Source organism: Paenibacillus sp. GQ49 (assembly GCF_059759055.1).
The window spans coordinates 126,991-147,557 of the sequence record NZ_JCAXEL010000015.1 but is presented as its reverse complement, the minus strand read 5'-3'; the positions used below and the strand labels follow the sequence as shown (position 1 = coordinate 147,557).

Sequence of the window (20,567 nt, the reverse complement as noted above, 5' to 3'; positions counted from 1 at the left end):
TACAATGAAGGAATTGTGTATTCAGAGACAGACATGTGGATAAAGGCCATGAACGAAGGATTTCTGATGCGCTTTTATCCATTCATCATGCTGCCATTTTAGGGAGGCTTATGGAACAACCATGCTCATTATTGGTATCGCCGGAGGAACCGGCTCCGGTAAAACGACGGTAGCCCGCTCCGTCATAGACCGTCTGGGATCAGCTAAAGTTACGTTTATATCCCAAGACAATTATTACAAAGACCAGTCGCAGCTCACACCTGAGCAACGCCGACTCACCAATTACGATCACCCGTTTGCCTTCGATAATGATCTGTTGATTGAGCATCTCACCCTGTTGAAAAAAGGCCAAGCGGCGTATGCTCCCGTATATGACTTCACCATAGATAACCGTGCTGCCAATGAGACGGTTGAACTGGCACCGAACCATATTGTCATTGTAGAAGGATTGCATGTGCTGATTGACGAACATCTTCGCAGTCTGATGGACATCAAAGTATTTGTTGATACCGATTCCGATGTGCGGATTCTACGTAGAGTACTGCGGGACATTGAAGAACGCGGACGCACGATCCAATCCGTGTACAAACAATATCTCGAAACGGTAAAACCAATGCACGATGCTTTTATCGAGCCATCCAAAAAGTATGCCGATATCATTATTCCAGAAGGCGGACATAATGAAGTAGGTATTCAGATGTTATCCATCCTCACTGAGAAATACCTCACCGGAGAGAATTGGAACGGCGCTTAATTTGCTGTAAAACAACACAACAGAAATCCAGGTTACGATACAGCGTAATCTGGATTTTTTGTTAATTTTTCATTTATAATAGTCCCCAATAGTTGAAAGGAGATCTACCCCTATGGCTACTTTTGAAGAATTCATGCAGCATGACATCCGGGTTGGTACCGTGGTGGAAGCCGAACCCTTCCCCAAGGCTCGCATACCCGCAATTAAAATGACGATCGACTTCGGACCACTTGGTCTTAAACGTTCCAGTGCACAGATCACCCAGCGCTATACCCCTGACATGATCATCGGCAAACAGGTCGTTGCAGTAGTTAATTTTCCACCTCGGCGTATTGCCGGTTTTGTCTCTGAAGTACTTGTGCTTGGCGGCGTGCCTGGTGAAGGCGATGTTGTCTTACTTACACCGAATAGCCCATTGCCTAATGGAACACCGATAGCCTGACTTTATTTTGAGGAAGAAGAATATGGGCTTTTCAAATGTTTGGAAATCGAGTATTCTTGATTTATTGATTATTGATTTGAACTACATATGTTGGAGACCTTAAAGCATAAGGCTATGAATCTGCGGATTCGTGGCCTTTTTTTGTATTTTTAGAGGAAATATAGGTCTTGAGCATTAGTAACAGTTGGGTGGAGAGGAGGAAATATATTGATAAATCATACCAACAGCCTAGTTATACATGGTAGAATATTGATTATTATTACAAATTTAGTATCTAGTAGCCTGAAAAGTACATATCAAGGAGAGAAATTCACAATTGAGAGGAGTAAAATTCATGAGAAAAATGATGATTTCCGGCGTAACGGCATTAGCTTTATTAACAGGGGGTATCGTAGGTTTTGGAAGCGTTGGGAGTTCTGTAGAAGCCGCACAAGTTACAACTACATTCAAGGACGTCCCTTCTACACACTGGGCATCTTCAGCAATTAATTCGGCCGTGGAACTAGGTTATTTCAAGGGGTATGCCGACGGGACATTTAAACCAAGTTCACCTGTCACCAAAGCTGAAATGGCAAGTATCCTGGGACGTTTATCCGACCAGCCTAATGTATCAACACAAGAACAAAACAATTTCACGGACATACCCGAGTGGGCAAAAAGTGGTGTCTCTACTGCTATAGCAAAAGGTTTTATCAGCCCTTCTAATTACAAGGGAAAATTGGATGCTCAAGGCGCTCTTCAACGAGGCGAAATGGCTATTTGGCTGACTCAAGGGCTAACCGTGGTTGATCCTGAGTACAAACAAGCACTCTCTGATGTAACCAACACCGTTGTGCCTGCAAAGGAATATTTCACAGGTAAACTCGCAAGCGCTCAAAAAAATGCAGTAGCCGTTGCCCTGGGAACAGGACTGATGAGTGTCGCAAACGATAAAACATTTGGCGTTGATCGTACTACAACACGAGCTGAAGTAGCTGTATTGATCGCCCGTTATGCAGCAGTTGCCAAGACAAAACCTGCCGATTTCCAGGGTCTGAATGAGCTGCGAGCAGTGGGTTTGACGGGGACGAATTTGAGTATTATTGCGCCTAAGTATCAGAAGACACCAAAAAATAAATTCTTTGATTCGTATGATTACAGTAAAGTCACTGATCAATTCTCTCAAGTCAGAAATAAAGAATTAGTTACAGTTACTAGTTATGCAGATGTTAAATTAAAAAATTGGATTATCATAAATCCGTATGTTACAGGATTGAAACGTAGTATCTATTATCCAGTTTTTGTTGATGAGAAAGACACCTTACTGCGTGGATCGTATTATTCTTTTGCTGAATTTGATTTAAATATTAAAAATTCCATGACTCAACTTCAGGCTGGTAGCCTTTTACAATCTCCAAGTATCAATGCTTTAAAATCACCAAATTCTGAATCTTTCTCTAAATACTCAGTACCACATGTTAATGATTTCCTTGGTAGTAAAGGGTTATTTCAGGTTAAGAATCCTACTTACTGGTCTATGGGATTGTTACACTTTGATAAAGAATTAACCACTCATGTGAAACTCATTACCAAAGAGGGAATCGACTTCAATGTCACATCAAATTAATTTCAAAAGGGTGATTCGCATTGCGTTTCGATTCCGTACTTAAAAAATCATTCATTTCTTTACTCATAATAAGTATATTATCACCTATTCCTTCTATTCTTGCTGGAGGTGGCCCGGGGGTAAAACCCCCTTTGGAGGCTCCACGTTGGGAGCCTTCCACCCCAGCAAAATCTCAAAAGAAAGTTAGTCCTGTCGAAGGTAAAGGTACAAGTAATATCGGCATTTACATATATCAACTAGATAATATGAAGTGGCAAGTAGACGGAGAATGTAATGGACAAGAATTATCAAATAATTCTACGACAAATAAACCCAATTCATCCTTGGTGTGTATCAATCTTCCTTTAGACAAACCAGTCTACAAGCCAACTGCATATACAGATAAGCTTGGTGAACCACATCATAGCTCTGAATTCAAATCTGCTTCACTAAAACCAATGTATATGGACAATAAAGATTACTATACTTCGGGTGAACCTATTTTGGTGAGCGTAGATAGTTTCACAGGTGATGCAGTAAAATTTACGATGCAAATCGGAGGTGCTATTGAACCAACAGCCCACAGACCCTATAATCCACCTAAATTTTCTGCCGACTACATATTCAATACGGATATATATTGGAGGGCCGTAGCCGAAATAACAAAAGAGATCAACCTTACCGCTGGCGGGCAACTTAGCTTGAACCAGTCCAAACAATTGACTGCAACGGTCAAGACGAAAACTGGAGATGGAAACTTTGGAGCGGAGACCAATGTAAACACTGGAAGCGGTGGTACAACTACATGGGAATCTTCCAATCCTGGTGTTGCTACCGTTAGTAACTCCGGAGTAGTTCAAGCTGTCAGTAGGGGAACTACAACCATCACCGTACTGTGGAAGAAAGATGGATTTCAGTTAACTACCACAACAAACATTGGTGTTGAAGAGAACCCAGGTACGGGCGGGGGCGGGGGCGACGGTAACGGAGGCGGTGGTGGAAGTTGCACGCCAACGATTGGACCACCTTCTGCTGCAACCATCATGAGCATGAATGATCTCGATCCAAATGCCAACGGTGTTATCAAGTCAGATAACAGAGATAATGAAACATTCAATGTGTTAAGAGGAATCCCTACTTCCGAGTCACTCTACACAAATGCCTTTGCTGACAATTATCTGTTTAAACAAGCTTGGGCAAAAATGAGTGGTAAAGTTACATACAACTGTAATGTCACAATCTCGTACGACAGAGAGTGGACAGTACCTGGACCAGAGGAATGTGATGATGATGGTTGTACACCAGGGCCACCTGTACCCGCGAACGACACGGTACCCAAGCCATACAACTTCCAGATCACAAGAGACTACTCCTACTGGAAAATTAACAATCTGGAAGTATACAAGATCGCTAAAGCAACCATGAACAATTATGCTTTGCCTGGAGAGACCGTTACGATGAGTCCTGCAGGATATACACCACCAACACTGGAGTCTACAAATGATGAATCCGTAGAAAGCCATGTACAACCAGGGCAAACCACTTCAATCTCATATACTCCACCCAAATTAACAGGTGGTTTGAACCAACCTCCCAGTGTGCCTGATGATACATCACGTTTAAAAGGAATGGCTGAATCCAACACACCTCAAAGTAAAGTGAAGAATGATTTGGTGAAATTCAACAACACAACCATTATGAATGATGTGGAAGCAACCAAAGATGGGCCAACACCATCCAACATTCCTAATCCAACGACGATTGGGCGTGATGTGCTGTACAAACCGGGTAATATGATCAGCAATTCCCTGCTGAATAAAGCAAACACCACAAGCTCTGGTGAGATCTATTATGATTTGCTACCGGGTAACGTGAATGGCGGCGCCAATAAAATATTACCGATTAACGGCATCAACACCGTCACGGTACACACCCCTGTCGTCAACTACGCCTGGGTATCGGATGATCAGCCGCATAATCAGAAAACCGTACCGGACCCGACCAGCGCTGCACTCATTCTGGAACGCCCGTTCATTGTACGAATTCCCACATCGGGACAGCACTTGGACGCAGCGAGTTATCCCGGTTATGGAAATCGGGACTATGCCAAATATTTTCGAATCAAACAGGTGCAATTCCCGTTTGATGTCTATAACGCTGACCGGAGTCAGTTTATCCCTGCCAAGACATGGGTCGATATTCCGGTCAATCAACTGGATACCACATTCTATCTCCCTGTATGGGTAGACGAAGGCAAGTACCACATTGTATTCCGCAATATTGCAGAGAATGCACCTGCAAACTTTACCGAGCAACAGGATGCCAATACCAATCTGGCACATCATGTTGCAGCAGACACCGTGCCGGTAGATATTATCGGAAGGTTATATGATTTTCACGTCACTGATATCTCCGATTACAATTGGGAAAATGTATTTCGCAAGCGATTGGGTAGTCCCGAACCAACGGGCTATAGCTACTGGACCGGGAGGAATAGCATTGATGGTGATCCGCGAGGTAACCTGGCTCCATTTGTATTGCCCATCCGACCAGGAAGCCATCCGGTGCAGGGATTCGCTAACGCAACTGTGAAGACAGGATACCATTTCAAGTTTGATCTAAAGACCAAGGGCAATATGTTTGGCAAGCAGGATGGTATTCGCATAACACCAACTTTTTCTTTTGTAAGCAAAGACGGGTCCTCCCGGCAAGAAGTGGATCTGTACTACCATCGAGGCCAGGAACGCCTAATCCGTATCGGATCGGCACAGGATCTGGAGAAACGCTTTGTTGTGCTGAACTCACGGCTTCGAAATGTACCCGGCACAGAGTTAGGCGATACAGCGCGTTATCAGTATACTTATGAACTGTCAGCGGAAGAACGCAACCAGCGTACGTTGGCAGAACATATGGTTCGCCTGGTCGATCAGACTTCTCATCAAAAAACATGGGTAGGTCGTTATGACTGGATGATCCTGTCTGCTCCAATTCGGACACTCATCGGACCCAAAACGGGCATTCCTTCCGGGGTCAACGTGGACCGGGCCAATGCAGCAATCCAACGCTGGTACGGGGAGTACAGCTTGCCGGCCGATGTATATGCCGTACCAAAAGGTACGGATCTTGAACCCCTCGCCCGACAAAATCAGCTGGATGAGAAATCGAATGTTTTCCTAAAAAATGGTTATATCGTAGTCAACTTCAACATGGAGAGCCTGCGGAATGGAAATACAGAGGCGCCCCATCTGCAATACATTCATGCACCATTGATGAATCAATGGCAGATGGAAGGTTTCAACAAAACGCCAACAGACAGTCAAAGCAGAACCTGGCCGCTGAAGGATGGCGACATTGTCTTTTATCATGCTGATCAGTCCAGCCGGAATGACTTCCAATCCCAAGTACCACACTAGTTTGAATCTCTCATGTCAGCACGACTGGCTAAGCAGATGTAGCCAACTACATGTGGACAGAAGAGTCTATATGCGGAGTACCTCTCCAAAATAAGACTGACTGTCTTTATAGCGTTCATCACCAATGAAGCAATCAATAATTGTATGATAAAATAGCCATGAAGTGTCAGACTAAGTACTATACAGCCTGCGCAAAACTATGGTGTACTGAATGACATAGGTGCACTGAACCACATACGATAAAGCTTTCACAAGTGATTCCAGTGTCACATCCCAGCTACACACAACATGCCTGTTATACAACAAAAGGGTTATCCTGGAAGTCATCTATGGACTTCTGGGGTAACCCTTCTTGCATCATTCTCATTTTATAACCTTACTTAGACTATAAAGAAAACCCGCACATTAGTATTATCCTGACAGACTTTCTCCAGGAGACAGGTAGGTTAGCAGGAACGTGATGCCGAACAATACGACAACCAGTTGTAATAAACGCTTAACGATATATCTGCTCAAGTGCTCAAACGTCCTTCCCCAAAACTTTATGTATGTGCCATGATGTTCTCCGTCCACAGCTCCGCTGAAAACTTATAAATTCTATCAAAAAAAAGCGTCCCTCTCCGTGTTACTGGATGAGGACGCCTTAAATAAACAGAATTTCATAAAAAACCATGCTCTCTAAACACCTTCCTATCTCCCGTAGGGTACTACTGTGTTTGTTAAACCTGGCAGGTCTCCTGGCTCCAGAATCATCGTCACTTGCAGCTCCTTCCCGGCTTAAACCAGTGGATTATCGCTACTTGACTCCTCTGTTACAGTGGCGGGACCGCGCCGGTATCACACCGGACTTCCCTATTAAGCTTCCACCCTGACGGGCAAAGCACCAAGTTCCACATATTCAATTACACTTCTGTATCAGTTTAGCGGGACGACGAATAATGATCAAAACTTTTCTTTTAAATTTGAAACCCTGGATACGTCTAACCGCCAATTCTCGAACCCTTCGGAGACACACCCGTCACTCGCTTGAACATCTTGGAAAACAATAATGGGTCTGTATAGCCAACCGAATGTGCCACTTCACTGACCGACAGCCCTGGATTCTGAAGAAGTTCGGCAGCCCGATTCATACGGTACTCCAGGAAAAAGGACTGTAGCGACATGCCATATCGCTCTTTGAACAATCCTGATAGATACGTGCGATCCAGCCCCACAGCTTGGGCAATATCCAGAATGGAGGTTCGCTGGCTGTACCTGTTCTCCATAAACTGCACCGCCTGCCGGATGTACGTCTCTTTGTTCGAAAGGGGCTGTCCGATTTCTTCCTCCACAGGTGAAGAAGAGATTAATTCTGCCATCAAGCGGTACAAGAGACTCTGATTCATCACATCGCCTCCCGGACGCGTAGAAGCCTGGACCAACTCCGTATACAACTGTTCCATCGTATTGGTATCCTGAGCATCATATATCGGACGCTCCGGGCTCAATTGGGCACGTTGCATGAATGCTTTGGCTTGTACGCTTTTAAAACCAAACCAAGAATACGTCCAGGGCTCCTGCGGATCTGCCTCATAATGTATAAGTGTGTCCGGGAGAATGACAAAACCCTGTCCCTGGGTCAGATTGTACTCCTGATCCCCCATGTACACGGTGCCCCGTCCTTCATGGATGTAGTGCACAATGTAAGAATCACGTACACCCGGTCCCCAATAATGCGCAGGGTCACATGCCTCCCACCCGAAAAACAACAAAATCAGCTCCATCTGTGTCCAGCCGGCGGGAACCACATTCATCTCAATGCGACTCACTTTTTCGCCCCCCTCCTTATTTCCTTCCGCGGTTCACCATCTGTATGTCTAATTAAATTATAACAGCTAAAGTACACAATTATTAGTTGAAAACGGAAACAAAAATGGGATTATACCATGTTTGAGAGGGGTTGAACCATAGTTATATGTGCCAAATCGGCCTATAGTTGGGGTACAACATTTTTCAGGGAGGCTGAACTTAAGATGAACAAAATTACATTTCTCGGTGCGGGAAGCACCGTCTTTGTCAAAAATGTATTGGGTGATGTCATGATGACCGAAGCACTGCAGGATTTTGAATTAGCATTGTTTGATATCGATGCTGAACGTTTGAGCGATTCAGAGCGTTTGCTGACCAGTCTGGCTCGTTCACTCGGAAGTCGTTGCGTCGTGAACGTATATCATGACCGCAAAGAAGCGCTGCGCGGGGCCAAATATGTCATCAACGCTATCCAGGTCGGTGGATATGATCCATGTACCATTACAGACTTCGAGATTCCGAAGAAATACGGACTGCGTCAAACCATTGCAGATACACTCGGTATCGGCGGAATTTTCCGTAATTTGCGGACGATTCCGGTCATGCTGGATTTCGCCCGGGATATGCAGGAAGTATGTCCAGATGCATGGTTCCTGAACTACACCAACCCGATGGCTGTGCTTACTAACGTCATGAATGTGCATGGTGGGATCAAAACCGTAGGTTTGTGTCATAGTGTGCAGGTATGTGTACCACATCTGTTTGATGCACTGGGGATCGATCAGACAGGTGTTGTGGCTAAGATTGCAGGGATCAATCACATGGCGTGGCTGCTCGAAGTTACAAAAGACGGGCAGGATCTGTACCCCGAGATTAAACGTTTAGCGAAGGAAAAACAGAAAGAACAGCATGACGACATGGTTCGTTTTGAGTTGATGCAGCGTTTTGGCTATTATGTAACGGAATCCTCCGAACACAATGCCGAGTACCACCCTTACTTCATCAAGCGGAATTATCCGGAGCTGATTGAACGCTTCAACATTCCACTGGATGAGTATCCACGCCGCTGTGTGAACCAGATTGAAGGCTGGAAAGAAATGCGTACCAAGCTGTTTGCCAGCGAAAATATTGAACATACCCGCAGCCGTGAATACGCATCGCATATTATCGAAGCGATGGAGACGAATAACCCGTACAAAATTGGCGGCAACGTCATGAACAACGGACTGATTACGAACCTGCCGCGCGAGGCATGTGTCGAGGTCCCTTGTCTGGTAGATGGATCAGGAATCAGCCCTACGTACATTGGGGATCTGCCTCCACAACTCGCGGCATTGAACCGGACAAACATCAACACGCAACTGCTAACAATTGAAGCGGCAATCACTGGAAAAAAAGAACATATCTATCACGCCGCCATGCTTGATCCACACACAGCTGCAGAACTGTCTATCGATGACATCGTAGCGATGTGTGATGAGTTGATTGAGGCTCACGGCGACTGGTTGCCAAAATACACGTCATAATATAAAAGCACCGTTTCCTTTGCAGCTAAAGGGGACGGTGTTTTGTTCTTTCCGTATCGCTTACCCGCTGAATGGTGCATCACATCATTGTTACGAAATGTCCCGCTCTCTTAAACCCTTATTCGGCAGGGAGCAAAAAGCGATAACCAATGCCAGGCTCCGTCTGAATATATCGCGGATTCGTTGGATCTTCATTTAATTTTTTACGGAGATGTCCCACATATACCCGAAGATAATGGCTATCAGACTCATGATGATGCCCTCCCCATACTTGCTGCAAAAGCTGGCGCTGAGTGATGATTTTCCCTGCATTGGAGGCAAGCACCTTCAGCATCTCATATTCCGTTGGGGTTAATTTGACCAAAGCCCCCTCCAGTTCGACCTGCCTTTGGGCCAGATCAACCCTCAGTGATCCGAAGCGCAGTGTTGGCTCATCCGTCGTTTTGGCTACATGACGCAGCGCAACCCGAATACGGGCGACCAACTCACCCATCCCAAAGGGTTTGGTCACATAATCATCTGCACCACCATCCAGCGCAGCAATTTTATCCCCCTCCTGATCCTTGGCTGTCAGCACGATAATCGGCACCTGTGACCATTCACGAATCCGGCGAAGCACCTCCATACCGGACATGCCCGGCAAACCGAGATCTAGGATGATCAGATCCGGATGTACAATGCTGGCCTGAATAACGCCCTCTTCGCCATCCCCACACTCGTGGAGTTCGAATTGGTGTGCCTGAAGGGTGACCTTGAGCAATTTGCGAATCTGCGGCTCATCATCGATCACCAGTATGCGAGCCCCTAGTGGTGCGTTCATGTTATTCTTCAACCTCTCCTTGTTCTGAATAGGGAAACCGTGGTCCGTGAGCCTCCATGGGGATATCTATGCGCATTCTCGTTCCCCCGCCCGGATTCGGCTCTGCTACTATGGTACCTCCGTGGACTTCCACAATGCCTTTGCAGATCGCCAGACCAAGCCCCGTTCCTGTGACATGCTGAGTCGACTCCGAGCGATAGAACTTATCAAATATACGTAATCTTTCCGCTTCCGGTATACCGATACCTTGATCAGCTACCCAGATCGTCAATTGACTTGAACTCTTATCACTCGTCACAGTGATGACAATCTGGCTCCCATCAGGCGAATATTTGATGGCGTTGCTGACGATATTGACCAACACCTGCTCCAGTAACACTTCATCTCCGTAGATAAAGGCCGGGTCATCAGGCAGTTCAACTTGAATGTTACGATGCGGACTGAATTCCCGAACTTGTGTCAGCACAACGCTAATGATATCTCCCACGTCACACCATTTCCGGTTCAATTGCAACATGCCGCTCTCCAGCCGGACCATACCCAACAGATTTGTGACGAGACGATTCATGCGCAAGGCCCCATCCCGAATGTTGCCTGTTAATTCTCTCCGATCCTCGGGTGTAAAAAGAGTATCATTCTCGAGCAGTCCCGTAGCCGAGCCGATAATGGCGGTTAGGGGCGTACGCAATTCATGAGAGACAGAGTCCAGCAGCGCTGTGCGTATGCGCTCTGATTCAGCAGTGATCTGCGCCAACCGGGCCTCTTCCGCCAGCTTCACTCGGGCAATAGCACCTGCGGCCAGCCCACCGCATGCCTCCAACAGCCGAAGTTGTTCTTGCTGCTCATGAACCTTGCCGGCGTCCATGCTCACGGCGAGTACGCCATGAATCTGCTCCTCTGTGCGTAGCGGCACGTAAAGTCCGGGAGATTCCCGCAAAGTAGATGATCCTTTACCGGCGACCTGTCCGTGATTATACACCCATTTGGCAATGGAAATCTCCGACTCTCCATCTCCCCAGCCATCCTTTTCCCCCTCTGATGCGGGTGCAGAAGAGCTTGTAACCAGCAGATCCCCCTGCCCATCCGGAAGATACACAGCTGCTGGCTTGCCCAAGGTGAGCGAAACCTGGGTTGCAATGTTAACCAGCAACGTATTCAGATCCGTAATGGCTGTCATCTGACGACTCAATGCGTACAGAGAATTAGTCGTGGCCTCGCGTGCTTTTACCATCTCCAGTTGTTGTCGCAATCGACCTGCAAGACTCGCTGTCAGGATCGCCACAGCAAGATACACGACAAAAGAGATGAGATATCTCAAATCCTCAACCGTAAAGCTCAGATATGGCGGTACAAAAAAGAAGTCAAACATAATGACGCTAAAACTCGCGGCATATACAGCTGGCCCCATTCCCCAATACACGGCACTCACTAATACGGGAAACAGGTATAACAGCGCTACATTAACCAGATCACCATTCATACCGATCACATGAAGCAGCAAGGTTAACAGCGTAACTCCTAGGGTTACCCATACATATGCCGGAACCCGTTTCCCATGGAATGCCCGCGTTTCTTTTTTTATTCGTTCAGATAACATACATTCACATCCCGCTCAGTTCATAATCGTAATCTGCAACGATCAATATATCCAGATGCCGCGACAAACGTACAAGTCGGTTGACCACCGAACCTGAGCCGCGGTAGCCATTCAGCCACCACACCCGTCTTGCCTGCCCGACCACCAACTGCGTTGCTCTCGCCTCCGATGCCTTTCTGGCCAACATCCCAGGTACATCGCGTAGCCTTGGACTGTGATGAATATGAAATTGACCACCAAGCCGAATCGTCAGCTGCTCCAACGCTTCCAGATGGCACTTCACTTCGTCACTCATGGACTCACCAATGTGGATATGGTGTACATGCCAGATGGCTTTTAGACGATAAGCCATACGGAATCCGCGCCGGATCAGCCGCTCGGCATGACGATCACTGCTTACACATACAAAGACTGCCTCCTGTCTGCGCCAAGGTCCTCGAAGTGCAATTTTGGCCTGCTGTGCTTCAAGCCGTTCATCCACATCGTCCGCCAGTTCACGAAGGGCAAGTTCACGCAAGGCAATCAGATTACCGATTTTGAAGAAATTCGCAAGGGCTTGCTCGACCTTGGCAGTTGCATAGATTTTACCCTCCCTCATCCGCTGCCGCAAGGCCTGGGGCGCCACATCAATCAACTGCACCTCATCCGCCATCTGAATGATCCGATCGGGTACGGTCTCGCGGACACGAACACCGGTAATATGTTCAACGGCATCATTCAGACTTTCTAGATGCTGTACGTTCATTGTGGTAATCACCGAGATGCCTGCATTCAGCAGGAGCAGAACATCTTCATAACGCTTTTGCCGAACACTCCCGGGTACATTCGTATGCGCCAGTTCATCCACAAGCACCACTTCTGGGCAAAGATGCAGAATAGCCTCTGTGTCCATCTCTTCCAGACGCGCCCCCTGATAAACGCGTTGCGCGCGAGGGATCGCAGACAGGTGGCCCATCTGCTCCACGGTCTCCGCCCTCCCATGTGTCTCCAGCAAGCCGATCTGCACATCGATGCCCTTGCGGAGCAAATCATTGCCTTCCCGAAGCATCATGTAGGTTTTGCCTACACCTGGTGCAGCTCCGATATATATTTTAAATGTGCCGCGCTGAATCTGACCAATCTGTTCCTTCATTTCCTGCTCGCTTAGTCTGCGGTATGTCAGCGACTCCACATCGTTAACTTTAGCCGGAACCACACGTTCACCCTCCCGGGCCGCTCGATCAGCAACCAGAAACAGGTCGACACCACGTAATCTGCGCAGCAGCGAGTTAACAACGGACCCTTGCCACAGTTCCTGCCAGCGCGTACGCCGGGAGTGTCCCATTACAATGCGGGTAATCTGGTGTTCCATTGCGTAACGTGCCAGCGTAGACGGGATGTTGCGACGGCGTAATATAGACAGCTCCTCCATATGGCCGCCAAACTTCTCTACCAACTTGATCATATTACGCCGAAATACGGTTGCCTCCTTGGTTAATGGCTGCTTCATATTCCGAAAAACCACAGCGCACAAATCACCATTCAGCCGTTTGGCAATCTGTTGTCCACGCCGGATATAGATGGAGCCATTCCAGTGATATTGTGTAGACACCAAAATCCGTTCCATGATGCCTGTTGTGACGGTAATTCCCATCTCCTCTCGATGCTCACGCAGGGATTCATTAACTCCCTCCGCAACCAATCTCAGGGCCAGTTCGCGCAGAATGCCCAGATTGCCTTGACGAAAAACAGCTTCTCCCTCATGCCCCTTCAGATGACCTTCTGCCAGACGGCTCAGTATGGTTTCCGGCGTGACGTCAATCAACTTCACTTCATCCGCAAGCTCCAATGTATCGGCAGGCACCGTATATTCTGCTGCGATCCCCGTAAGTTGTCGTGCCAGCTCTGTATAGCCTTCCAGCTCATACACATTCACCGTTGTCATGACACTGATGTTGTTTCGGAGCAAGAACTGAATGTCCTCCAGCCGGGTAGCATAGCGAGCGCCTGCTCTGTTGCGATGTGCCAAACCATCCACCAGCACAACCTCCGGATTACGCACCATTAGTGCATCCAAGTTCAGATCCTTCATCTCTACATCATCACTCTGGCGCACCCAGTGAATGCTTGGAATCCGTTCGAGTGCGCCAAGTTGCTCTACCGTTTCCGGTCTGCGCATCGTGGACACGGCACAGATGACCACATCAATGCCCCGCTCACGCAACGTATTCCCTTCTCGTAACATGTGATACGTTTTGCCCGATCCGCTGACTGGGCCAATGTAAATTTTGAGCGTACCCTGCTGCAGCTTCGTAATCATCTTCAACATCTCTTCTGGTGACTTGCGCTTGAAGCTGTCTTCCATCCGTCCTCTCCACCCTTTCGTATTAGAGCGTGTCTTATAATATGAAGAAAAAAATGGAGAAAGCCCCTCCCGATATATCGTGAGCAGGCTAATATGTTCGTTAGTTCAGTTCTGCTGTCAGCGCCATATTCAGAGCCGTTACATTCACACGCGGCTCCCCGAATATACCCATTTGCCGGCCTTCTGTATGCTCATTTACAAGTTGCACAAGTTGCTGTTCACTGAGCCCTGTAGCTTTGCTAATGCGCGGGATCTGTGCCTCAGCGGCTTCGGGAGAGAGATCCGGGTCAAGTCCAGAGCCTGAACCCGTCACGAGATCAGCAGGGATCTGCTTCAATCCCGGGTTTTCCTGCTGGAGCTGAGCAATCTTTTCCTTCATCTCGCCGATATACTCCCCCGAGGCTACGGCGCGATTTGAACCAGCTGAAGCCGTTGGGTCATAACTGGCACTCGATGCCCGGGGCTGGAACAGCCCCGGCGATTGGATTTCCTGCGCCAGCAGGGATGAGCCGATGATTTTCTCATTTTGCGTAATCAGACTTCCATTCGCCTGCGCAGGAAAGAGAAGCTGGGCTACGCCAGTCGTTACGAGCGGGTAGATTAGGCCGCATATCAGCATAAGCACAACGGATAACCGTATAGCGGGCAAGAACATGTTCATACAGATCACTTCCTGAATTCATTAGGATAAAAGAATAATGTTGATAAACGTTGTTATCTCGTTAAAGGATTCCCGACAGAACCATGTCAATCAGCTTAATGCCGATAAAAGGTACAATCACACCGCCCACGCCATAGATGAACACATTGCGACCAAGTAACCGTTCGGCTGACATCGCCCGATACTTAACCCCTTTCATCGCAATGGGAATAAGCAGTGGAATAATAATGGCGTTGAAGATCAGCGCCGACAGGATCGCAGACTGTGGTGAAGCCAGATTCATAATATTCAGCGCCTGAAGCTGCGGCATGGCGAGAATGAACATGGCTGGAATGATGGCAAAATACTTCGCGATATCATTGGATATCGAAAAGGTTGTGAGTGCGCCGCGTGTAATCAGCAGCTGCTTGCCAATGGAGACAACCGACAATAACTTGGTCGGGTCGGAATCCAGGTCAATCATGTTGGCCGCTTCCTTGGCCGCCATGGTACCCGAATTCATCGCCAGGCCCACATCGGCCTGCGCCAGAGCAGGAGCATCGTTGGTACCGTCGCCCGTCATGGCGACGAGTTTGCCCTCCTGCTGCTCTTTTTTGATCGCCGCAATCTTGTCTTCGGGCTTCGCTTCGGCAATAAAATCATCCACGCCCGCTTCCAGCGCTATGGTCGCTGCGGTTAGCGGATTGTCGCCTGTACACATAATGGTCTTAATGCCCATGGCACGCATCTCAGCGAACTTCTCTTTCAGTCCTGGCTTCACAGTGTCTTTCAGATAGATCACACCGTAGATTCGCTCATCGATGGCCACAGCAAGCGGCGTGCCTCCAGCCTTCGCAATACGATTTGCAATCTCATCCAGATCATCGGGTATGCGACCTCCTTCGGAAGCAATATAACGTTTGATCGCATCCACCGCACCTTTGCGGATCTTCATACCGCTACTCAGATTGAGACCGGACATCCGAGTCTCTGCTGTGAATTCCACATTTTCCGCATTTGCATACTCCGTCTCAGACCAGCTCTGACCTTGTTTGCCTGCCAGTTCCACAACAGAACGTCCTTCCGGGGTCTCATCTCGCACAGAAGCCTGTAAAGCAGCTTGCGTCATCTCTGACGAAGTAATGCCCTGAACGGGAATAAACTCAGATGCCATGCGGTTTCCGTATGTGATCGTTCCTGTTTTGTCCAAAATCAACGTATCGATATCCCCGGCCGCTTCCACCGCCTTACCCGACATGGCGAGCACATTGAACTGCGTAACACGGTCCATCCCGGCAATACCAATGGCAGACAGTAATCCACCAATTGTGGTTGGGATCAGGCAGACGAGCAGTGCAATCAGGGTCGCCAGATCCAGTCGAATACCCAGGTAATTCGCCATCGGGACCATCGTCAGAATGACGATCAAAAAGATCAGGGTTAATACGGCGAGCAGGGTTGTCAACGCAATTTCATTGGGTGTTTTCTGGCGCTGAGCACCCTCAACCAGAGAGATCATCCGGTCAAGGAATGACTCACCCGGATCGGTCTGAACACGCATGACGATGTAATCGGACACGACGCGGGTACCTCCGGTAACGGAGGAGAAATCGCCTCCTGCTTCCTTGATAACTGGTGCGGATTCTCCCGTAATGGCCGATTCATCAATGGAGGCCAAGCCTTCTGTAATTTCACCGTCCGTTGGGATCAGTTCACCGACCTCCACACGGACCATATCGCCTTTTTTCAACTGGGTCGAAGACACTTGCCGGATTGTTCCATCCTTCTGCACCAGATTGGCCAGGGTGTCCGACTTCGTCTTGCGTAACGTATCCGCCTGAGCCTTACCTCTGCCTTCTGCAAGTGCCTCCGCGAAGTTAGCGAACAGCAGCGTGAACAGCAGAATGAAAAACACGGCGATGTTGTACCCGCGTCCAGCCTCGGATGCGGTGAAAAGATCGGGGTTAATGCATAATAAGAGCGTAATGAATGTACCTACTTCGACAATAAACATGACCGGATTTTTGATCATGACCACCGGATTTAGCTTTTTGAACCCATCGAGTGAAGCCTGAAGTATCATATCCTTGCTTAACGACCGTTTCGATCCGGGATCACGTTGAATATTACCACGGTTGTTATCCGGCTCTTTGCCCTTCGTTCTGAACATTTCTGTATCCATGTGTTGCATCGTCTGCTCCTTCTTTCGTTCGACTGCATTCATCGTGCACTGCCACCTCCATACATTACGTCCTTGCACCAATTCCTCTGTTGCTCCCCTGTTATATCCCTCATTGAATCATCGCCAGATGCTCTGCAATCGGTCCAAGAGCAAGCGAAGGGAAGAACGTAAGCGCGCCGACAACAACGATCATCATGACCAAGATACCAGCAAATAAAGGCGTGTGTGTACGCAGCGTACCTGTAGTTACCGGTACAACCCGTTTCGTAGCGAGTGAACCCGCAATAGCCAGCATGGCGATCATCGAAACGTACCTTCCCAGCAGCATAACGCTACCAATCGCGATGTTGTAAAAATCAGTATTGGCATTTAGTCCGGCAAAAGCCGATCCGTTATTGGCCGCACCTGAGGCAAAAGCATAGAGAACCTCCGTCAGACCATGCATGCCCCCATTCGAGATGGACGCAACGGCTTCAGGCCGCATAAGTGCGAGTGCCGTTGGCACAAGAATAATCAACGGATGAATGAGCAACGCAATGGATGCGAGCTTCACCTCTTTGCCCTCAATTTTTTTGCCCAGAAACTCAGGTGTTCGTCCCACCATCAATCCACAGATAAACACAGCCAGAATCACATACAACAGTCCGTTGATTAGCCCTACCCCTTTGCCACCAAACACATTATTGAGCATCATCTGCGCCAGTGCCACCAGACCTCCAAGCGGAGTAAGAGACTCGTGCATATTGTTGACCGACCCTGTTGTAGCTGCCGTCGTGACCGCTGTAAATAAAGCCGACTCCGGTATGCCGAACCTGACTTCTTTCCCCTCCATATTGCCCTGAAGACCTGCTGCATCCAGTGCGGGTACACCGCGATATTCGGAGACAAATACGGTGGTCAACATCACAAGGAAAAGAAAACTCATCGCTGCGAACAATGCCCAACCCTGCTTCCGGTTATTGACCATCAAGCCGAAAGCGTATACCAGTGCAGTGGGTAACAGCATCATGCAGACGATATGCACCAGATTGCTCAGGGCCGTCGGATTCTCGAATGGATGTGCAGCATTGGTTCCAAACCAGCCACCACCGTTGGTGCCAATGTGTTTGATCGACTCCAGTGAGGCGACCAGTCCACGTGAGATCGTCTGCTGCGCGCCTTCGAGCGTGGTTGCATTCACCGCTCCCGCAAGTGTCTGAGGCACCCCCTGGAACACAAGGAATAAGGCTACAATGAAACTGAGCGGTAAAAAAATTCTCGTAATCGACCGTACAAGGTCGACGTAAAAGTTCCCCAGTTCATCCCGGCGGCCTATCAGCCCGCGAATGAACGCAATAGCCACCGCAAATCCCGTCGCTGCGGACGTAAACATCGGGAACGTCACGACCAGCATCTGTGACAGGTACGACAGGGCATTCTCGCCCGTATACGACTGCCAGTTCGTATTGGTCATGAAAGATACAGCCGTATTAAATGCCTGTGCGGCAGGCATATTGCCGATTCCATCCGGATTGAGCGGTAAATATTTTTGCAGCCGCAGCACCAGAAACATCAATACCAACATTACAAAGTTGGAGAGGAGAACGGCCGTGAGATACTTTTTCCACCCCATGGACTCGTTCTCCCGTACCCCCATCACTCGATAGAGCAGTCGCTCCGGCCCGCCAAAAACCCGATCCAGCCCCGTTCGCTGTCCATCAAACACGTTCACTACATATTTTCCCACCGGTTTCACCAATAGCAGGATGATCAGTAGCGTCACTACTACTTGCACTACACCGATACCCATATCCGCATTTCCTCCCTATTCAACGTTCCCTTGTTCCCGTATTACGCACATCGCCAGCATCAGAATTTCTCTGGCTTCACCAGCACATAACCGAGATATATCACCAGTGCGAGTACAATCATGCCAATGACGATCATCTGGCTTCCCCCTCTCTACCCTCAAGCCTTCTCGCAGAATTTCAAGAATCCCCAAAATACCGCAAATAGCAGCACAACCAATCCAATCATCGTGGCATCATTCACCATGCGCCTTTCCTCCCTCTCTCTACCGTTCTCTGCACCTGCTACATGTAAAATCGTAATACGAAACGCTGTAAAAAAGGGGTAAAAAAATGCCTCCACAGGTGTAAAAAAAACGTAAAAAAGACCCGATCTCCTCAGCAATGGGCTGAAAAGAACGGGTCTATCATCATTTTTATACGGAGCACTCCATTACGTGCCAATCTATTACCTACCCGTCATTTCAAGAACTACGTGTAGGCATTTCCCTAACATTTTTAATACTAGTTTGTGGCTTGTTCGTCATGTACTTGTTAAAAAAGTCGGTGTTTATTCCTGTCATATGATGAAAGAAGGAAGTCTCCACTTTCCAATCCTCCTCAATCATATAACGGATATCCACAAAACCTTTATTGGAAAGCAGGTCAATAATGGTTTTAATTCGCATCGGCTTTTGAAGTGGAATCTCCCTGTCGAAAGGCTCCTTTTCCAGATATCCTCTTCGGTGCATCGCCGCATAGAAATTACGATGATCCTTAGCTTCCATCATTCCTAGATGTGCTGCTCGGTATCCCAGCACTTGTAGTGAAGTCTTCCATTTATTTTTCAAATCAAGATATTGATCGGGATTCGTCTTATAAGTGATATCATTCATGTCCGATGAAAACTCTTCTTCGGGCAATAAAAATGCACCCGCAAACAGATTAGCTTCATTTTCAATCAATTTGTGTTCTTTTCGGTCCAGATTGACAAATTCAAGACGATAATGGAGCAACAAATGACCAAGCTCATGTGCAATATCGAAATTCCTACGAACCGCAGAACGTTTGATGTTGCCCAGTATGATAAACGGACGATCATTTCGTGTCCAAAGGCTGTACGCATCAATTTCTTCACCAATCGCTTTTTCAAAAACATATACACCACTTTTTTCGATCCGGAACATCAGGTTCTCATTCGTGGATGGCTCCATATTCAGCCGTTGTCTCGCAAGCTGGGCAACATAATGGATCTGAGTCGTACGATCATCGTCTGTATGGTTCATATACTCAATTGCCTCTTCCCGCAATTGGATAATATTCAGTGTGGGAAGGCTGATCTGAGCGGTAATATAATTAATGAACGTGTCCAGATATTCTACATGCTTTGCTTCTGTCTGTGTCTTGGATATCACATTCATCACTTTCGAACGATAGGCAATGTTCATAACATCAATGTTGGCTGCGTTATTACGCTGTGTAAGCATATCTTTCGTATAAAAATACTTGCTTTTCACACTGAAAATGCGTTTCAACTCATTCACAATTGGCACCTTCGGAGAGGTATACGCATTTTCATATTGCCAGACCGCTTGTTCTGTCACACCTAATTGTTCGGAGAGCTGTTTTCTCGAATACCCATGCATGATCCGCAAATTGGTCAAATTTTCACCAACGAACATGCTGCTCCCTCCTTACTGAACGACACAG

General features: G+C 47.7%; 14 protein-coding genes and 1 riboswitch. Of the genes, 5 read left to right on the top strand and 9 right to left on the bottom strand.

Annotation, left to right across the window (positions count from 1 at the left end):
• The first annotated feature begins 121 nt into the window (after positions 1–121).
• The 4 genes from udk to AC6CIF_RS22820 all read left to right on the top strand — a co-directional run bounded on the left by udk (position 122) and on the right by AC6CIF_RS22820 (position 6,194).
• Positions 122–754: a uridine kinase gene (gene udk / locus AC6CIF_RS22835; protein WP_036616377.1), complete on the top strand. Its 633-nt coding sequence runs from the start codon at positions 122–124 to the stop codon at positions 752–754.
• Positions 755–866: 112 nt separating this feature from the next.
• Positions 867–1,196 carry a chaperone CsaA gene (gene csaA / locus AC6CIF_RS22830; protein WP_498201662.1) on the top strand — a complete coding sequence of 110 codons (330 nt, stop codon included), beginning with the start codon at positions 867–869 and terminating at the stop codon, positions 1,194–1,196.
• A 334-nt stretch (positions 1,197–1,530) separates the two neighbouring features.
• Positions 1,531–2,802, top strand: coding sequence for an S-layer homology domain-containing protein (locus AC6CIF_RS22825; protein ID WP_498201661.1), 1,272 nt, complete (start codon positions 1,531–1,533; stop codon positions 2,800–2,802).
• Between the two features lie 485 nt (positions 2,803–3,287).
• Positions 3,288–6,194 carry a DUF5704 domain-containing protein gene (locus AC6CIF_RS22820; RefSeq protein ID WP_498201660.1) on the top strand — a complete coding sequence of 969 codons (2,907 nt, stop codon included), beginning with the start codon at positions 3,288–3,290 and terminating at the stop codon, positions 6,192–6,194.
• Positions 6,195–6,904: 710 nt separating this feature from the next.
• Positions 6,905–7,097, bottom strand: a riboswitch (cobalamin riboswitch).
• Positions 7,098–7,174: 77 nt separating this feature from the next.
• Here AC6CIF_RS22820 and AC6CIF_RS22815 read toward each other — a convergent pair.
• Positions 7,175–8,002 (bottom strand): AraC family ligand binding domain-containing protein, encoded by an 828-nt coding sequence (locus tag AC6CIF_RS22815; RefSeq protein WP_498201659.1) that lies wholly within the window; start codon positions 8,000–8,002, stop codon positions 7,175–7,177.
• Positions 8,003–8,206: 204 nt separating this feature from the next.
• On the opposite strand from AC6CIF_RS22815, the gene AC6CIF_RS22810 reads away from it, so the two are divergent.
• A complete protein-coding gene (locus tag AC6CIF_RS22810) occupies positions 8,207–9,508 on the top strand; it encodes an alpha-glucosidase/alpha-galactosidase (RefSeq protein ID WP_036616368.1) in 1,302 nt (433 codons plus the stop codon).
• Between the two features lie 118 nt (positions 9,509–9,626).
• On the opposite strand, the gene AC6CIF_RS22805 is transcribed toward AC6CIF_RS22810, so the two are convergent.
• From AC6CIF_RS22805 to AC6CIF_RS22770, 8 genes are all read right to left on the bottom strand, one after another.
• On the bottom strand, positions 9,627–10,328 hold the full coding sequence (locus AC6CIF_RS22805) for a response regulator (protein WP_498201658.1): 702 nt from the start codon (positions 10,326–10,328) through the stop codon (positions 9,627–9,629).
• Position 10,329: 1 nt separating this feature from the next.
• Positions 10,330–11,925, bottom strand: a complete 1,596-nt coding sequence (locus tag AC6CIF_RS22800; RefSeq protein WP_498201657.1) for an ATP-binding protein — start codon at positions 11,923–11,925, stop codon at positions 10,330–10,332.
• 4 nt (positions 11,926–11,929) lie between these two features.
• Positions 11,930–14,269: a histidine kinase gene (locus AC6CIF_RS22795; RefSeq protein ID WP_498201656.1), complete on the bottom strand. Its 2,340-nt coding sequence runs from the start codon at positions 14,267–14,269 to the stop codon at positions 11,930–11,932.
• Positions 14,270–14,369: 100 nt separating this feature from the next.
• The gene (gene kdpC / locus AC6CIF_RS22790; protein ID WP_498201655.1) at positions 14,370–14,930 is read right to left on the bottom strand and encodes a potassium-transporting ATPase subunit KdpC; all 561 of its coding nucleotides are present in this window, start codon (positions 14,928–14,930) and stop codon (positions 14,370–14,372) included.
• A 61-nt stretch (positions 14,931–14,991) separates the two neighbouring features.
• Complete coding sequence (gene kdpB / locus AC6CIF_RS22785; RefSeq protein ID WP_498201681.1) at positions 14,992–16,992, bottom strand: potassium-transporting ATPase subunit KdpB; 2,001 nt, start codon at positions 16,990–16,992, stop codon at positions 14,992–14,994.
• Between the two features lie 208 nt (positions 16,993–17,200).
• On the bottom strand, positions 17,201–18,880 hold the full coding sequence (gene kdpA, locus AC6CIF_RS22780; protein WP_498201654.1) for a potassium-transporting ATPase subunit KdpA: 1,680 nt from the start codon (positions 18,878–18,880) through the stop codon (positions 17,201–17,203).
• Positions 18,881–18,939: 59 nt separating this feature from the next.
• A complete protein-coding gene (locus AC6CIF_RS22775; RefSeq protein ID WP_353884092.1) occupies positions 18,940–19,002 on the bottom strand; it encodes a potassium-transporting ATPase subunit F in 63 nt (20 codons plus the stop codon).
• 340 nt (positions 19,003–19,342) lie between these two features.
• Complete coding sequence (locus AC6CIF_RS22770; protein ID WP_498201653.1) at positions 19,343–20,539, bottom strand: spr1629 family repressor/antitoxin; 1,197 nt, start codon at positions 20,537–20,539, stop codon at positions 19,343–19,345.
• Between the last annotated feature and the right edge of the window lie 28 nt (positions 20,540–20,567).

Coding starts and splice junctions, on each gene's coding strand:
- AC6CIF_RS22810 (WP_036616368.1), top strand. CDS start 8,207: ATGAACAAAATTACATTTCTCGGTGCGGGAAGCACCGTCTTTGTCAAA.
- udk (WP_036616377.1), top strand. CDS start 122: ATGCTCATTATTGGTATCGCCGGAGGAACCGGCTCCGGTAAAACGACG.
- csaA (WP_498201662.1), top strand. CDS start 867: ATGGCTACTTTTGAAGAATTCATGCAGCATGACATCCGGGTTGGTACC.
- kdpA (WP_498201654.1), bottom strand. CDS start 18,880: ATGGGTATCGGTGTAGTGCAAGTAGTAGTGACGCTACTGATCATCCTG.
- AC6CIF_RS22795 (WP_498201656.1), bottom strand. CDS start 14,269: ATGGAAGACAGCTTCAAGCGCAAGTCACCAGAAGAGATGTTGAAGATG.
- AC6CIF_RS22800 (WP_498201657.1), bottom strand. CDS start 11,925: ATGTTATCTGAACGAATAAAAAAAGAAACGCGGGCATTCCATGGGAAA.
- kdpC (WP_498201655.1), bottom strand. CDS start 14,930: ATGAACATGTTCTTGCCCGCTATACGGTTATCCGTTGTGCTTATGCTG.
- kdpB (WP_498201681.1), bottom strand. CDS start 16,992: ATGATACTTCAGGCTTCACTCGATGGGTTCAAAAAGCTAAATCCGGTG.
- AC6CIF_RS22825 (WP_498201661.1), top strand. CDS start 1,531: ATGAGAAAAATGATGATTTCCGGCGTAACGGCATTAGCTTTATTAACA.
- AC6CIF_RS22805 (WP_498201658.1), bottom strand. CDS start 10,328: ATGAACGCACCACTAGGGGCTCGCATACTGGTGATCGATGATGAGCCG.
- AC6CIF_RS22770 (WP_498201653.1), bottom strand. CDS start 20,539: ATGTTCGTTGGTGAAAATTTGACCAATTTGCGGATCATGCATGGGTAT.